The organism is Paracidovorax wautersii (assembly GCF_031453675.1).
GTDB lineage: Bacteria > Pseudomonadota > Gammaproteobacteria > Burkholderiales > Burkholderiaceae_C > Paracidovorax.
Genome location: NZ_JAVIZX010000001.1, coordinates 3,376,832 through 3,390,853 on the forward strand (window position 1 = coordinate 3,376,832; position 14,022 = coordinate 3,390,853).

Here is a 14,022-nt window from a genome sequence, read left to right on the forward strand (position 1 = left end):
CCTTTCAACGCTGCTTCGAGGCCAGCTTGCGCTTGATCTGCGGAATCACGAGCGCCACGGTCACCAGCACGGCCGTCACCAGGTTCAGATCCTGCGCCTTCAGGCCGATGAAGTCGCTGTTCAGCGCCAGCGCGATGAAGAAGCGGTACACGATGGCGCCGATGATCACGGCCAGGGTGGCCAGGATCAGCTTGCGCGAGGGCAGGATGCTCTCGCCCACGATCACGGCGGCCAGGCCGATGACGATGGTGCCGATGCCCATGGAGATGTCGGAGCCGCCCTGCGTCTGCGCGAACAGGGCGCCGGCCAGCGCGACCAGCGCGTTCGACACGGCCATGCCCAGCAGCACCATGGCGCCGGTGTTCACGCCCTGGGCGCGCGCCATGCGCGCGTTGGAGCCAGTGGCGCGGATCGCCAGGCCCCGCTCGGTGGCGAAGAACCAGTCCATGGCCAGCTTGGCGGCGATGACGATCACCAGCAGCAGGGCGGGGCGGGCGATGTAGTCCTCCAGCCCCTCGGGCTGCAGCAGCGTGAACAGGGTCGGGTCGTTGATCAGCGGCACGTTGGGGCCGCCCATGATGCGCAGGTTGATCGAATACAGCGCGATCATCATCAGGATGCTGGCCAGCAGGTCCATGATCTTGAGCTTGACGTTCAGCCAGCCGGTGACGAGGCCGGCCGCTGCGCCCGCCGCCGTGGCCGCGAGCGTGGCCACGTACGGATTGGTGCCTGTGGAAATCAGCACGGCGCACACCGCGCCGCCCAGCGGGAAGCTGCCGTCCACCGTCAGGTCGGGAAAGCGCAGCAGGCGGAACGAGATGAAGACGCCCAGCGCGACCAGGCTGAAGATCAGCCCGATCTCGACGGCGCCGAGCAGGGAGAAGAGGGACATGGCGGGTGGGGCTTCCGGAAAAACGAAACAGGAGCCGAAGCTCCTGCGGTCGGGGTGGCGTTCCCGGCACGGGGCCGGGAGCCGCACTTACTTCACGATGTGGGCAGCGGACTTCACGAACGCGTCGGAGAGCTTCACGCCCTGCTTCTCGGCCGCGGCCGGGTTCACCGTCAGCTCCAGCTTGGTGCTGATCTCGGGCTTGATGTCGCCGGGCTTCTCGCCCTTGAGCACCCGCACCACCATGCGGCCGGTCTGCTCGCCCAGGTCGCGGTAGTTGATGCCGAACGAGGCGATGGCGCCGCGCTTGACGCTGTCGGCATCGGCCGCCACCAGGGGCAGCTTGGCTTCCTGGCCGACCTTCACCAGTGCTTCGTAGGCCGACACCACGTTGTTGTCGGTGCTGGTGTAGATCACGTCGGCCTTGCCGATCAGGCTGCGCGCGGCGCTGCCCACATCGACGGAGCGGGGCGCGGCGGCCTCGACCAGCGTCATGCCCATCTTGGGCAGCAGGGCCTTGAGTTCCTTGACCACCACGGCGGAGTTGGCCTCGCCGGGGTTGTAGACCACGCCGACGCGCTTGGCGTTCGGCACGACCTGCTTGACCAGCTCCATCTGCTTGTCGAGCGCCAGCAGGTCGGACACGCCCGTCACATTGCTCTTGCTGGGTTCCCAGTCCTTGACCAGCTTGGCCGCGACCGGATCGGTCACGGCGGAGAAGACCACCGGCACCGACTTGGTGGCAGCCACCACGGCCTGGGCCGAGGGCGTGGCGATAGCAACGATGGCATCCGGCTGGTCGCCCACGAACTTGCGCGCGATCTGCGCGGCCGTGCCGGTATTGCCCTGGGCGCTCTGGTACTGCCACTTGAGCGTCTTGCCTTCTTCGTAGCCGGCGGCCTGCAGGCTGGCCTTCACGCCGTCGCGGATGGCATCGAGTGCGGGATGTTCGACGATGGCCGTCACGGCCACGGATTTCTGCTGGGCGTGCGCCACCGGTGCGACGGCGGCCACGGCCAGGGCGATGGCACCCAGGGGCGCCCACGACAACTGCTTCATGCTTTCGATCTCCAGCTTCCTGTTTGTTGTACCAGGCCGCGCGGGAAGGGTGCGGGCGGCCTTGGGGCGCAAGTCTACAGGGTGCACCAGAGAAGGGCAGCGGCGCACGGCCCATCGCGCAGGGGCCGATGCACGCTCCTGGGCGCTCCTTCACCGAGGCCGCGGGCTGGAGGAATGGGCCGCACGGATCGCGCAGGCGGCGCTGTCGCGCTGCAGATTCAGATGGCTGCGCCCAAGACTGGACCCAGGTGGAGGGCAGGGCGCTCTGTCACGCCGGTATCCGCGTCGCAGAGGCTGCCGCCTGTACACCGCGGCGGCTCCTTCTGGTGGCCGAAACGCCGGGTGGCAGAGACGGAGACAGGAGGGCGAAGCGCGCCGCACGGCGGCGTTGGGTCAAGAACGCAGGTCCGGTGCGGGCTGGCCCTGCGGCACCCACAGCACCTTGTCGGTGTCCACGCCCAGGGCGCGCGCCTTGTCGAGCAGCTGCTCACGCACCCCCTCGGGCAGGGTGGGCGTGCGTGACAGGATCCAGAGGTAGTCGAGGTCCGAGCCGATGACCAGGGACCAGCGGTAGTCCTCGTCCAGCGCGACCACGTGGTAGCCGCCGTAGAACGGTCCGAAGAACGAGACCTTCAGCGAGGCGGTGCCCGGGTCTTCGACGAAGCGGGCCCGGCCCTCGGCCTCGCGCCAGCGGCCGCGCTCCGGGTCGTAGCCGCGGTTGACGACCTTGACGCTGCCATCTTCGTTGCGGCTGTAGTGGGCGCTGGTGTTCACCAGCCCCTTTTCGAAGCGGTGGTCGATGCGCGCCACCTCGTACCAGTGGCCGGCATAGCGATCAACGTTGAACCTGCCTACCGGCTGGACGCCAGCGGGTGCGCGCACCGAGGAGCAGGCCGTCACGGTCAGCAGCGCGCCGAGGGCAGCGGCGCCGATGGCCAGGGGCCAGATCGGCCGGCGGTGGGTGCGGTAGCGGATGGGCGGTTGGCGGACCATGCGAAATCTCCTGGGTGCGCAATGCGGCGGCAGCACCGGAGTCTCGCGTGCGCACCCAGGCGGCGCCGTAGGTGTGGGTGCGCGCCGCCTGTCGGACGGGGCGCACGCCGGGGTTCCAAGAAAAAAGGGCCTGCAGTGCAGGCCCTTCAAGCGCAAATAGCTATATTATTTATAGCGTCACATGCCCGAGTAGTTGGGCCCGCCGCCGCCTTCCGGCGTGACCCAGACGATGTTCTGCGTCGGGTCCTTGATGTCGCAGGTCTTGCAGTGCACGCAGTTCTGCGCGTTGATCTGCAGACGCTGCGCATTGCCGCCCTGGGCCTCGTCGGGAACGAACTCGTACACGCCCGCGGGGCAGTAGCGCGCCTCCGGGCCCGCGTACTTCGCCAGGTTGATGTTGACCGGCACGCTCGCGTCCTTGAGCGTCAGGTGCGAGGGCTGGTCTTCGGCGTGGTTGGTGTTGCTGATGAACACGCTGGAGAGCCGGTCGAAAGTCAGCTTGCCATCGGGCTTGGGATAGGCGATGGGCTTGCACTGGGCCGCGGGCTTGAGGTAGGCGTGGTCCGGCTTGTCGCGGTGCAGTGTCCAGGGAATGTGGCCCTGGAGCACGAACTGCTCGATGCCGTTCATCACCGTGGCGGTGAACAGGCCCTTCTTGAACCAGGCCTTGAAGTTGCGCGCCTTGTTCAGCTCGGCATGCAGCCAGCTGTTCTCGAAGGCCGTCGGGTAGGCGGCCAGTTCGTCGTGCTGGCGGCCGCCCACGATGGCCTCGTAGGCCGCCTCGGCGGCCAGCATGCCGGTCTTGATGGCGGCGTGGCTGCCCTTGATGCGGCTCACGTTCAAGAAGCCTGCATCGCAGCCCACCAGTGCGCCGCCGGGGAAGACGAACTTCGGCAGCGACATCAGCCCGCCGGCCGTAATGGCGCGGGCGCCGTAGCCGATGCGCTTGGCCGGCTTGATGCCCTTGGCCTCGTCGCCTTCCAGGTAGTAGCGGATGTTGGGATGGGTCTTCCAGCGCTGGAACTCCTCGAAGGGGCTCAGGTAGGGGTTGGAATAGTCCAGGCCGGTGATGAAGCCCAGGGTGACCTTGTTGTCCTCCGCGTGGTAGAGGAAGGCCCCGCCGTAGGTGTCGGCGTTCATGGGCCAGCCGGCGGTGTGCATCACGAAGCCGGGCTGGTGCACCTTGGGATCGACTTCCCACAGCTCCTTCACACCGATGCCATAGGTCTGCGGGTCACGGCCCTCGTCGAGCTTGTAGCGGGCGATGAGCTGCTTGCCCAGGTGGCCGCGTGCGCCCTCGGCAAAGATGGTGTACTTGGCGTGCAGTTCCATCCCCAGCTGGAATTCGCCGGTGGGCTCGCCATCCTTGCCCACGCCCATGTTGCCGGTGGCCACGCCTTTGACGGAGCCGTCCTCGTTGTAGAGCACTTCGGCGGCGGGGAAGCCGGGGAAGATCTCCACGCCCAGCTCTTCGGCCTGCTGCGCCAGCCAGCGCACCACGTTGCCCAGGCTGACGATGTAGTTGCCGTGGTTCTGGAAGCACTCGGGCAGCACGAAGTTGGGGGTGCGCCAGGACGATTTCTCGCCCAGGAAGATCATGGCGTCGTCGGTCACGGGCTGGTTGAGCGGCGCGCCCTTGGCCTTCCAGTCGGGGATCAGTTCGGTCAGCGCCTTCGGGTCCATGATGGCACCCGACAGGATGTGCGCGCCGGGCTCGGAACCCTTTTCCAGCACCACGACCGACACGTCCTGGCCGTTCTCGGCCGCCATCTGCTTGAGCCGGATGGCGGTAGCCAGCCCGCCGGGGCCGCCACCGACGACAACCACGTCGTATTCCATGGCTTCGCGCGGGCCGTACTGGGCGAGGATTTGGTCTTTCGTCATGGGGTGGTCTCTCGTCATTTGATAATGGTGATTGTGGCCGGGCCGCTCACTGTGCGGCTGTCCGGCCCGCGACCGATTGTATGCATGGAATCGCAACAATCGAACGATCGTTCTATTTTGTGGAGAGACTTCGCCATGGCCTACACCATCGACTTGTCCGGCCGCGTAGCTTTGGTCACGGGCGCGTCCAGCGGCCTGGGCGCGCAGTTCGCGCGCACGCTGGCCCGCGCAGGCGCCGGCGTGGTTCTGGCGAGCCGTCGCCTGGAGCGGCTGAAGGAGCTGCGGGCCCGCATCGAAGGCGAGGGCGGCGACGCCCACGTGGTGGAGCTGGACGTCACCGACCACGACTCCATCAAGGCGGCCGTGGCCCATGCCGAGACCAAGATGGGCTCCATCGACATCCTGGTCAACAACTCCGGTGTGTCCACCACCCAGCGCATCCAGGACGTGACGCCCGAGGACTACGATTACATCTTCGACACCAACGTGCGCGGCGCCTTCTTCGTGGCGCAGGAGGTGGGCAAGCGCATGCTCGCGCGGTCCCGCGGGGCGGCGCCGGGGAGCTTCACCGGCGGGCGCATCATCAACATCGCGTCCATGGCCGGGCTGAAGGTGCTGCCGCAGATCGGGGCCTACTGCATGAGCAAGGCCGCCGTGGTGCAGATGACCCGCGCCATGGCGCTGGAATGGGGGCGCTTCGGCATCAACGTGAACGCCATCTGCCCCGGCTACATCGACACCGAGATCAACCACCACCACTGGCAGACCGAACAGGGCCGCAAGCTGGTGGACATGCTGCCGCGCAAGCGCGTGGGCCAGCCGCAGGACGTGGACGCGCTCCTCGTCATGCTGGCCAGCGACCAGAGCCATTTCGTGAACGGCGCGGTGATCGCCGCGGACGACGGCTTTGGCGTGTGAGCGGCGCCGTAGCCTCCGTGGCGCGCCCGGCGGCATGAACGGCGCGGGCGCATGCTGACCGGCATTCTGGCCGGGCTGGCGGCAGGCGCACTCTGGGGGCTGGTGTTCGTGGCGCCGCACGTGGCGCATGGCTTCGCCTCGTCCGACCTGACGGCCGGGCGCTTCATCGCCTATGGCGCCATGGCCGTGGGCATGATGGCCTGGGGCCTGCGCGGCACCCCGCGCTGGCCCACCTGGCGACAGGCGGGCGCGGCGGCGGGGTTGTCCATCCTCGGCTTCACGGGCTACTACCTGCTGCTGGTGCTGGCCATCCGGGACGCCGGCGCCGAACTGCCGGCGCTCATCATCGGCACCATTCCGCTGTGGGTCGTCCTGCTGGGCAAGCCGCAAGGCGTGCGCTGGGCGGCGCTGTTGCCCGGCCTGGTGCTGACTATGGCCGGGCTGGTGCTCATGGCGGACGTGCCGCACGGCGCCAGCGAGGCGGCCGCAGGTGCCGGCGGCGCGGCCCGTGCTGCCGTCTACTGGCGCGGGATCGGCATCGCGCTGGTGGCCTTGGTGTTCTGGACGGCGTTTGCCCTGCTCAACTCGGCCTGGCTCAAGCGCCATCCGGAGGTGCGGGCCACGGACTGGGCCAACTGGCTGGGCATCGCCACCGGTCTGGGCGGGTTGGTGCTGTGGCTGGCGGCGGGCTCGGGCGTGGCCTCGCTGGCGGCGCAGCCCGGCGTGGGCCGCTTCGTGCTCGTGTGCCTGGCGATCGGTGTGGGATCGAGCTGGGTGGCGACGATCCTGTGGAACGTGGCGAGCCAGCGCCTGTCCGCCAGCCTGTGCGGCCAGCTGATCGTGAGCGAGACGCTGTTCGCGCTGCTCTACACCTTCGCCTGGGACGGCCGCTGGCCCACGCCGGCGCAGTGGGCGGCGTGCGTGCTGTTCACTCTGGGCATCCTCGCCTCCATCAAGGCCCACCGCTGAACGACGCGCCCGCGCTGCGGCCCGGCACCCGCGGCCGGCCCACCGGCGCGGGCATCAGGAGGACTTCTTCCAGCTGCGGCCGTCCTTGGAGCGGTAGGTGCCGCCCGTGGCGCAGCAACCTCCCGCACCGAAGGCCATGCGCCCCAGCTCGACGATGAGTGTGCCCTTCTCAACGGCGATGGACTGGCGCACGCAGCTCGTCCAGAGCGGGTAGGGCTCGGGCGCCAGGATGCGCTGCCACTGCACGCCGCCGCCGGCCTGGCGCTCGAACTGGTAGAGCGTGCAGTCGTGGACCAGCAGCGCCACGCGCGACCCGCCGAGTTCTCCTTCGAAGACACGTGCCGCCGGGGCGTCCCGCAGCGCGACGGCCGCTTCGCTCTGGGCCGGATCGGGCGGAGCCGGCGCCGGGTCGTCGCAGCCCGCCAGCGCCGCGGCGCACAGCGCGGCCGTCAGTCCCCGCGCCAGGGCCGTGGTGCGCGGGTGCGCGGAGTGCCTGGCCTGGATGGAGCAGGGGGCAGAGGTGTCGCCAGGGCGTGCCATGCGGTGGGTTCCTCCCGTGCGGATGCAGGGTGGAGAGATTATGGGATCGCGCACCCGGCGCGATGCCGGCCGCCGTTCTGCGCGCGTGCCGGCCGGCCTTCGCGGCACAGCTCCCGTCAGCGCACGACCCGGAACTGCCCGGCGTTCGCCGCCAGCCAGTCGGCGGCCAGAGCGGTGGCGTCCGGCGTCTGCACGTGCCGCTCGGGATGGAAGTCGCTGCGCAGGTAGCGCAGCGCGGCCGGCACACAGCGCCACACCAGGCCGTCCGGCCCCCAGAACAGGCGCAGCCCGTTCCACCAGGTCGAGGGGCGCCACAGGGTGCCGTCACGCCACAGGTTGAGCACGGTCTGGCGCAGGGCGTCCCGGATGAACACCAGGCTGATGTAGACGAACCAGCGCTTGCGCCAGCGCTCGTCGCCGCCGATGGCGCGGTACAGGTCGAAGGCCACGCTGCGGTGCTCCGTCTCTTCGGCGGCGTGCCAGCGCCAGACCGTCTGCATCACCGGATCGGCGCCGTCCAGCCAGCGCGGGTAGCGCAGCGTGCCATCGGCCAGCAGGGCGGTGTAGTGCTCGTAGGCGGCGGTGATGGCAAGGGCGTGGCGCGGGTCCGGCGCCCTGCGCTGCAGCAGCGCGATGCGCGCGCGGGCCCAGTGCTGCCAACGGTTGTCCAGGCCCTGCTGCTCCAGGTGGGCGTTGTACTGCGCATGGATGTGGCGATGCGTGGCCTCCTGGCCGATGAAGCCGCGCAGCGCCTCGTCCAGCGCCGCGCGCAGGGGGGCGTGCTCGGGGCCCTGCGGCAGCAGCGGCACCGCCTGGCGCACCGCGTCCATGAAGAACTGCTCGCCCACGGGAAAGCTCATCGACAGCGCATTGAAGAACTGGGTGCGGAAGGCGTCGCCGCCGTGCCAGTGGCGTGCAAAGCCCTGGCGCAGGTCCACCCCGAGCTTGCGTATCGGCAGCGGGCGCGTGGCGGCCGGTGGCAGGGTCGGGCGGGATGGGGCGGATGCGGTCATGGGCGGTCTCCTGGCGGCGGCTTGCGGTGCCGCCTGTTTCTGAGCATTATTCAGATTTGGCCGCAGGGCGCTACTCGCCTCGTGCTCAGATTTTTCCGCCATGCCCATGAAGAGATCAGCCACCGCTCCAGCCCGCGCCAGCGCTCGACGCCAGCCCACGCAGGAGCGTGCGGTGCAGACCGTCGAGGCCATTTTCACGGCCACGGCTCAGATTGTGGACAAGGATGGCGAGACCGCCGTCACCACCAACCGCATTGCGCAGGTGGCGGGCTTTTCCATCGGTACGCTCTACCAGTACTTTCCGTCCAAGGAGTCCATCCTGCTGGCCATGGTGGAGCGCGAACGCGAACGCGTGCAGGGCCAGATCCAGCAGCTGCTGGACGAAGCCGTGGCCGCGCGGCGGGACGTGCGCGAGGTGCTGCGCGACATGGTGCGGCTCTTGGTGGGCGCGTTCGGCACCGGGGGCCGCTCGCGCGTGGGCAAGGCGATGGTGCGGCTGGGCTGGCGCATCGACCACCACGACCGCATCACCGCCGCGCTGCGCGAGGGGGCCGAACGCAATGCGCTGGCGCTTAGCCGGCTGGTGGACGAGGGCGACGCCACGGTGCGCGCGCCCACGCCGGCGATGATGTTCGTGGCGACGCGGGCGGTGATGGGCGCCATCCGCAGCGCCTCGCTGGAGGGCTCGCCGCTGCTGGGCACGCCGGTCTTCGAGGACGAACTGGTGCGCATGCTGTGGGGCCTGCTGCGCAGCGACAGCGCGCCCGCGGGCTTGTGAGGACGCAGGGGCTGGACTGGGACGAAGGCCGGTCCTCCTGGGGGATATAGAAGAAAATGGGCTCTAGCCCTTATTTGATAAGCGCATCCAGCTATCAATTAAGGAGTGGTTGGTTACTCAGGCTCTGGCCGCCTGCGTCTTTCCCGTAGCGCAAGGCCCCCGTCGCGCCCGCCCGTCAGGGCGCAGCCTGCAGCGTGAGGCAGGCTTCAAAGCCCTGCGCCTGCCCGGCCGGCGGCGATGCCAGCACCAGCGCCGCGCCGTGCTTTTGCGCGATGGTCGACACGATGGACAGGCCCAGCCCGTAGCCGACGCGCTGCGTGCTGTGGCGCACATGGCGCTGCTGCAGCGTCTGCAGGTCCTGCGCCGGTACGCCGGGGCCGTGGTCGCGCACGGCGATGCGGCAGCCGGGCCCCACGATGAGTTCCACCGGGCCTTCGGGCGCATAGCGCAGGGCGTTCTCGACCAGGTTGCGCACGGCGATGGCGAGGGCGTCGAAGTCGCCCAGCGCCACGGGGCTGCTGTCGCCCACGTCGTCGGGCCCGACCAGGTCGAGCCGGTCCACCGCGCGCTCTTCCTGCCAGAACTCCTGCGCCACCGTGGTGGCCAGCAGCACCAGGTCCACCCGGTCGCGCGTGAAGGGCATGCTGGACTCGGCACGCGAGAGCTGCAGGAGCTTTTCGGTGCGCTGCCCCAGCAGTTGCAGGGCCGACAGCGCCGCTTCGACCTCGCCGCGCGGCAGGCCATGGTCGAGTGCGGTCTGCAGGCGCACCCGGGCGGCGGCCAGGGGCGTGCGCAGTTCGTGCGCGGCGTTGGCCGCCAGCGCACGTTCCACGTCCAGGGCCTGCGCCAGGCGCTCGAGCAGGCGGTTGACGTGGTCGCTCACGGACTGCAGTTCGCGCGGCAGGTCGGGCATGCGGATGGGGTGCAGCAGCTGGCCGTCGCGCAGACCGATCTCCTGCGACAGGGCGTCCAGCACGCGCAGTTCGCTGCGCGCGATGCGCAGCAGCATGAAGGCGATCAGCGGCAGCAGGGCGGTGAGCGGCACGATCAGGCCGAGCAGCGTGCGGTTGACCGCGTCGCTGCGCTCTTCCAGCGGATCGGCCACCTGCAGGTACAGGCCGCGCGTGGGATGCTGCACGGTGTAGATGCGCCAGGCCTGCGTTTCGGCGAAACCGGCGGACACCGGCACGTCGAAGATGCCGGGCGGCGTGTCCGTGGCGCGGGCCAGTACCTTGCCCCGGGGCGACACGATCTGGAAGGGCACGAAGGCGTCGTCGAAGGTGCTGGGCGCGGGGATCAGCACCGGCTCGGCAGCCGCACCCTGCGCCTGCACGGCGTCCATCTGGCCGAGCGCGATGTCGAAGAGCCGGTGCGACACCTCGACCAGCTCGTTGTCGAAGTTGTAGTCGATCTCGCGCCCCATGTACCAGCCCACGGCCAGGATGCCAGCGATCCAGATCCCGCCCACCCACAGGATGAGCGTGCGGGCCAGGTGCCCGGCCAGCGTCTGGCTGCGCAGGGCGCTCATTCCTCGGCCCCGGCGCCGTCAGCCAGGCGGTAGCCCAGGCCGCGTAGCGTCTGGATGTGGTTGCGGCCCAGCTTGCGGCGCAGGCGGCTGATGAACACCTCCAGCGTGTTGCTGTCGGCTTCGTCGTCGAAGCCGTAGAGCGCGTCCTGCAGGCTTTCGCGTGTGTGGATGCGGTCGGGCCGCGTGGCCATCACGCGCAGCAGCGCCCATTCCTTCTGGGTGAGGGCGATGGGCGCGCCGCTGCGGCGCACCAGCTCGCGGGACAGGTCGATCTGCAGATCGCCCAGTTCCACCAGCGGCACATGGGTGGCGCTGCGCCGGCGCTCCACGGCGCGCAGCCGCGCCAGCAGTTCGCCGGGGTCGTAGGGCTTGACCAGGTAGTCGTCGGCGCCGGCGTCCAGGCCGCGGATGCGGTCGCTGACCTGGTCGCGCGCGGTGAGCACGATGACGATGGGACGCTCCTTGAGCTGGCGCACCTGCGGCAGCAGGGCCAGGCCGTCGCCGTCGCTCAGGTGCAGGTCGAGCAGCACGGCGGCGTACTGCGCCGCGTGCAGCGCCGCGCCCGCGCGTGCCACGCTGTCGGCCGTGTCCACCACGAAGGCCTTGGCGCGCAGATAGCTGCAGACCGCATCGGCCAATGCCACATCGTCTTCCACCAGCAGGATCCGCATGCCACTCCCTTCGTCGATGGCGCGAAGTGTAGGGCAGGCGGTGCGGTCTTCGGGCCCTGGAAAGCGCGATCCGGCCCTGGCCGGGCGTTCATGCCGTGTTCAGGCTGCACCGCTAGTCTGCCGGTCTGCGCAGTCCTGCGCACCTGCCCGCCTTCTTCCGCGGTCGGCCGACCGACCGCCTCTACTGCCATGCCTGTCCGTTCTCTCTGGCGCCTGTGCGCCGTCACCGTGTGCCTCTTTCTCGCCGCAGCCCTGTGGGATGCCACGGCGCTCGACCTGCCGCTGGCCCGCCTGTCGGGCGATGGCGCGGGCTTCGCCTGGCGCAGCCATCCCGCGGTGGTGCGCTGGCTGCACGAAGTGCCGCGCCACCTCAGCACGCTGGGTGTGCTGGCGCTGATCGCCGGCGTGTGGTGGCCGTGGGGGTTCCTGCGCTCCATGGCCCGCGCGGACCGGCTGCAACTGGTCGGCTCGATCCTGGCGGCGATGGGGGCCGTGATTGTGGCCAAGCGGCTCAGCGCGACCAGCTGCCCATGGGACCTGGCCGAATTCGGCGGCATGGCGCGCTACGTGTCCCACTGGTCCTGGGGCACCTATGACGGCGGCCCGGGCCACTGCTTTCCGGGCGGCCATGCTTCTGCGGCATTTGCCTACCTGGCGGGCTGGTGCGTGGTGCGGCGCACGCAGCCCGGGCTCTCGGGGCGCTGGCTGGCCGGCGCGCTGGCGGCCGGCCTGGTGCTGGGCGTGGCGCAGCAGGTGCGCGGCGCCCACTATATGAGCCACACCTTCTGGAGCGCCTGGATCTGCTGGACCACGGGCCTGGCTGTGGAGGCTGCCGTGACCGCGTGGCGCAGGGGCCGGGCCGGCGGCGGGGCCCTGCTGCGCGATACGAAGCTGAACGAAGCCTGAGCGAGCCGTTCAGGGAGGTTTCAGATGGCCTGCAGATCATCGTGCCATGACCTCCACGTCCCTCCCGTCCCCGGCGCAGTCCGCGCCTTCCCTTGATCTGCCCTCTGCGGGGCGCACGGCGCTGCAGCGCGTGGCCGCCTGGCGTCCGCCGGTGCTGTCCGCCCGTCAGGTGGTGCTGGCGTTGACGGCCTACCTGGTCGCCGTGGCGAACTGGCCGCTGTGGATGGCGCTGGCCCACATGGGCGAGCCGCCCAGCATGTATTTGCGCAGCGCGGCGCTGCTCGCCCTGCTGATGGCCTGCGGCACGGTGGCGCTGCTGTCGCTGACGGCCTGGACGCGGTTCATGAAGCCGCTGTGGCTGGCCGTGGTGGTGGTGGCGGCCCTGGCGCAGTACTACATGCTCACCTACCACGTGGTGATGGACCCGGGCATGGCGGCCAACGTGCTGCAGACCGATGTGCACGAGGTCTCCGACCTGCTGGGATGGCGCATGGTGTTCGGCGTGGTGGCCGTGGTGGCGCTGCCGGCCTGGTGGCTGGCGCGGATGCGCATCCCGGCCATGCCGGTGCGCCGGCAGGTCGGCCGCAACCTGCTGCTGCTGGCGGCGGCGCTGGTGGGCGCGGCCGCGCTGATCGCCGGCTTCTCGCGCGATCTGGCGCCGCTGATGCGCAACCATCCCACGCTGCGCTACATGATGAATCCACTGGCACCGCTGTATTCGGGCAGCGTGGCTGCCCTGCGGCCGCTGCGCAATGTCCAGCACGCGCTGGTGCCCATGGGGCAGGGCGCTGCCCTGGGCGCAACGCACACGGCCGGGGCCAAGCCCGTGCTGTACGTGGTGGTGGTGGGCGAGACGGCGCGCTCCGACCATTTCGCGCTCAACGGCTATGACCGCGACACAACGCCCGAACTGGCGCGCCGCGGCGTGGTGAGCTGGTCGGACGTGCATTCCTGCGGTACCAGCACGGCGGCGTCGGTGCCGTGCATGTTCTCGCCGCTGGGCAAGAAGGGCTACGAGGCGCGCAAGGGCGAGACAGAGAACCTGCTGGACGTGGTTCAGGCCGCCGGCCTGGGCGTGCTGTGGATCGACAACCAGGCAGGCTGCAAGGGCGTGTGCGAGCGCGTTCCGCACATGAACGCGGGCGACGGCCTGCCGCCGGAACAGCGCGCCGCCCTGTGCCCCGGTGGCGAATGCCGCGACGAAGCCATGCTGTATGCGCTGGAGCAGCGCCTGCAGGCGGTGCCGGCCGATCGCCGCCAGCGCGGGGTGCTGCTGGTGCTGCACCAGATGGGCAGCCACGGCCCGGCGTACTTCAAGCGCTCGTCTGCAGGCGCCAAGCGCTTCCAGCCCGAATGCCGCACCGAAGTGCTGGCCGATTGCGGCCACGGCGAGCTGATGAACGCCTACGACAACTCCATCGTGGAAACCGACGCCTTCCTGGCCCACACCATCGACTGGCTCCAAGCGCAGTCCGCGCACTACGACACCGGCATGGTCTACATGAGCGACCACGGCGAGTCGCTGGGCGAATACGGGCTGTTCCTGCATGGCATGCCGTATTCGCTGGCGCCCGATGTGCAGAAGCACGTGCCCATGGTGGGCTGGTGGAGCCTGGGCATGCTGCAGCGCGCCCAGCTCGCCACAGCCTGTCTGCGCGGCGGTTCGGACGTTGCGCTGACGCACGACAACCTGTACCACACGGTGCTCGGCATGCTGGATGTGCAGTCGCCGACCTACCAGGGCGGGCTGGATGCGTTTGCCGGCTGCAAGGCCGACCTGGCTGCATCGCGCAAGCCCGCAGCGGGCGGCAGACCGGTAGCCGCCACGGCGACGCCACGGGCCGCCCAAGCCGGATGACCCCGCCACCGGGCGG

General features: G+C 69.8%; 13 protein-coding genes. 5 read left to right on the forward strand and 8 right to left on the reverse strand.

Annotated elements, in window-relative coordinates:
- Positions 1 to 4: 4 nt before the first annotated feature.
- The 4 genes from QE399_RS15300 to QE399_RS15315 form a co-directional block, all read right to left on the reverse strand.
- Positions 5 to 892 (reverse strand): ABC transporter permease, encoded by an 888-nt coding sequence (locus QE399_RS15300; RefSeq protein WP_309829921.1) that lies wholly within the window; start codon positions 890 to 892, stop codon positions 5 to 7.
- Between the two features lie 87 nt (positions 893 to 979).
- Positions 980 to 1,948 carry an ABC transporter substrate-binding protein gene (locus QE399_RS15305; protein ID WP_309829923.1) on the reverse strand — a complete coding sequence of 323 codons (969 nt, stop codon included), beginning with the start codon at positions 1,946 to 1,948 and terminating at the stop codon, positions 980 to 982.
- Positions 1,949 to 2,341: 393 nt separating this feature from the next.
- Positions 2,342 to 2,941 (reverse strand): lipocalin family protein, encoded by a 600-nt coding sequence (locus QE399_RS15310; protein ID WP_309829925.1) that lies wholly within the window; start codon positions 2,939 to 2,941, stop codon positions 2,342 to 2,344.
- A gap of 177 nt (positions 2,942 to 3,118) precedes the next feature.
- Complete coding sequence (locus tag QE399_RS15315; RefSeq protein ID WP_309829929.1) at positions 3,119 to 4,825, reverse strand: electron transfer flavoprotein-ubiquinone oxidoreductase; 1,707 nt, start codon at positions 4,823 to 4,825, stop codon at positions 3,119 to 3,121.
- A 135-nt stretch (positions 4,826 to 4,960) separates the two neighbouring features.
- Here QE399_RS15315 and QE399_RS15320 point away from each other — a divergent pair, with 135 nt between their 5' ends.
- Together QE399_RS15320 and QE399_RS15325 are read left to right on the forward strand one after the other, a co-directional pair.
- A complete protein-coding gene (locus QE399_RS15320; RefSeq protein WP_309829931.1) occupies positions 4,961 to 5,743 on the forward strand; it encodes an SDR family oxidoreductase in 783 nt (260 codons plus the stop codon).
- Positions 5,744 to 5,794: 51 nt separating this feature from the next.
- Positions 5,795 to 6,712: a DMT family transporter gene (locus QE399_RS15325; RefSeq protein WP_309829933.1), complete on the forward strand. Its 918-nt coding sequence runs from the start codon at positions 5,795 to 5,797 to the stop codon at positions 6,710 to 6,712.
- Positions 6,713 to 6,766: 54 nt separating this feature from the next.
- Here the strand turns inward: QE399_RS15325 and QE399_RS15330 are convergent, their stop codons facing one another.
- Positions 6,767 to 7,252 (reverse strand): hypothetical protein, encoded by a 486-nt coding sequence (locus tag QE399_RS15330; protein ID WP_309829935.1) that lies wholly within the window; start codon positions 7,250 to 7,252, stop codon positions 6,767 to 6,769.
- A 116-nt stretch (positions 7,253 to 7,368) separates the two neighbouring features.
- Positions 7,369 to 8,265: a metal-dependent hydrolase gene (locus tag QE399_RS15335; RefSeq protein WP_309829937.1), complete on the reverse strand. Its 897-nt coding sequence runs from the start codon at positions 8,263 to 8,265 to the stop codon at positions 7,369 to 7,371.
- A gap of 106 nt (positions 8,266 to 8,371) precedes the next feature.
- Here QE399_RS15335 and QE399_RS15340 point away from each other — a divergent pair, with 106 nt between their 5' ends.
- The gene (locus QE399_RS15340) at positions 8,372 to 9,043 is read left to right on the forward strand and encodes a TetR/AcrR family transcriptional regulator (RefSeq protein ID WP_309829939.1); all 672 of its coding nucleotides are present in this window, start codon (positions 8,372 to 8,374) and stop codon (positions 9,041 to 9,043) included.
- A gap of 175 nt (positions 9,044 to 9,218) precedes the next feature.
- Here the strand turns inward: QE399_RS15340 and QE399_RS15345 are convergent, their stop codons facing one another.
- Both QE399_RS15345 and QE399_RS15350 read right to left on the reverse strand, forming a co-directional pair.
- Positions 9,219 to 10,571: a sensor histidine kinase gene (locus QE399_RS15345; RefSeq protein WP_309829941.1), complete on the reverse strand. Its 1,353-nt coding sequence runs from the start codon at positions 10,569 to 10,571 to the stop codon at positions 9,219 to 9,221.
- A complete protein-coding gene (locus QE399_RS15350) occupies positions 10,568 to 11,242 on the reverse strand; it encodes a response regulator transcription factor (RefSeq protein WP_309829942.1) in 675 nt (224 codons plus the stop codon). The genes QE399_RS15345 and QE399_RS15350 overlap by 4 nt, the downstream gene beginning before the upstream one ends.
- A 189-nt stretch (positions 11,243 to 11,431) precedes the next feature.
- Here QE399_RS15350 and QE399_RS15355 point away from each other — a divergent pair, with 189 nt between their 5' ends.
- Complete coding sequence (locus QE399_RS15355; RefSeq protein WP_309829943.1) at positions 11,432 to 12,148, forward strand: phosphatase PAP2 family protein; 717 nt, start codon at positions 11,432 to 11,434, stop codon at positions 12,146 to 12,148.
- A 46-nt stretch (positions 12,149 to 12,194) separates the two neighbouring features.
- Positions 12,195 to 14,006, forward strand: a complete 1,812-nt coding sequence (locus QE399_RS15360) for a phosphoethanolamine transferase (RefSeq protein ID WP_309829945.1) — start codon at positions 12,195 to 12,197, stop codon at positions 14,004 to 14,006.
- The last annotated feature ends 16 nt before the right edge of the window (positions 14,007 to 14,022 follow it).

What these genes read in the sequence shown, in the direction of transcription:
- QE399_RS15300 (WP_309829921.1), bottom strand. Translation starts at nt 892, where the DNA reads ATGTCCCTCTTCTCCCTGCTCGGCGCCGTCGAGATCGGGCTGATCTTC.
- QE399_RS15305 (WP_309829923.1), bottom strand. Translation starts at nt 1,948, where the DNA reads ATGAAGCAGTTGTCGTGGGCGCCCCTGGGTGCCATCGCCCTGGCCGTG.
- QE399_RS15310 (WP_309829925.1), bottom strand. Translation starts at nt 2,941, where the DNA reads ATGGTCCGCCAACCGCCCATCCGCTACCGCACCCACCGCCGGCCGATC.
- QE399_RS15315 (WP_309829929.1), bottom strand. Translation starts at nt 4,825, where the DNA reads ATGACGAAAGACCAAATCCTCGCCCAGTACGGCCCGCGCGAAGCCATG.
- QE399_RS15320 (WP_309829931.1), top strand. Translation starts at nt 4,961, where the DNA reads ATGGCCTACACCATCGACTTGTCCGGCCGCGTAGCTTTGGTCACGGGC.
- QE399_RS15325 (WP_309829933.1), top strand. Translation starts at nt 5,795, where the DNA reads ATGCTGACCGGCATTCTGGCCGGGCTGGCGGCAGGCGCACTCTGGGGG.
- QE399_RS15330 (WP_309829935.1), bottom strand. Translation starts at nt 7,252, where the DNA reads ATGGCACGCCCTGGCGACACCTCTGCCCCCTGCTCCATCCAGGCCAGG.
- QE399_RS15335 (WP_309829937.1), bottom strand. Translation starts at nt 8,265, where the DNA reads ATGACCGCATCCGCCCCATCCCGCCCGACCCTGCCACCGGCCGCCACG.
- QE399_RS15340 (WP_309829939.1), top strand. Translation starts at nt 8,372, where the DNA reads ATGAAGAGATCAGCCACCGCTCCAGCCCGCGCCAGCGCTCGACGCCAG.
- QE399_RS15345 (WP_309829941.1), bottom strand. Translation starts at nt 10,571, where the DNA reads ATGAGCGCCCTGCGCAGCCAGACGCTGGCCGGGCACCTGGCCCGCACG.
- QE399_RS15350 (WP_309829942.1), bottom strand. Translation starts at nt 11,242, where the DNA reads ATGCGGATCCTGCTGGTGGAAGACGATGTGGCATTGGCCGATGCGGTC.
- QE399_RS15355 (WP_309829943.1), top strand. Translation starts at nt 11,432, where the DNA reads ATGCCTGTCCGTTCTCTCTGGCGCCTGTGCGCCGTCACCGTGTGCCTC.
- QE399_RS15360 (WP_309829945.1), top strand. Translation starts at nt 12,195, where the DNA reads ATGACCTCCACGTCCCTCCCGTCCCCGGCGCAGTCCGCGCCTTCCCTT.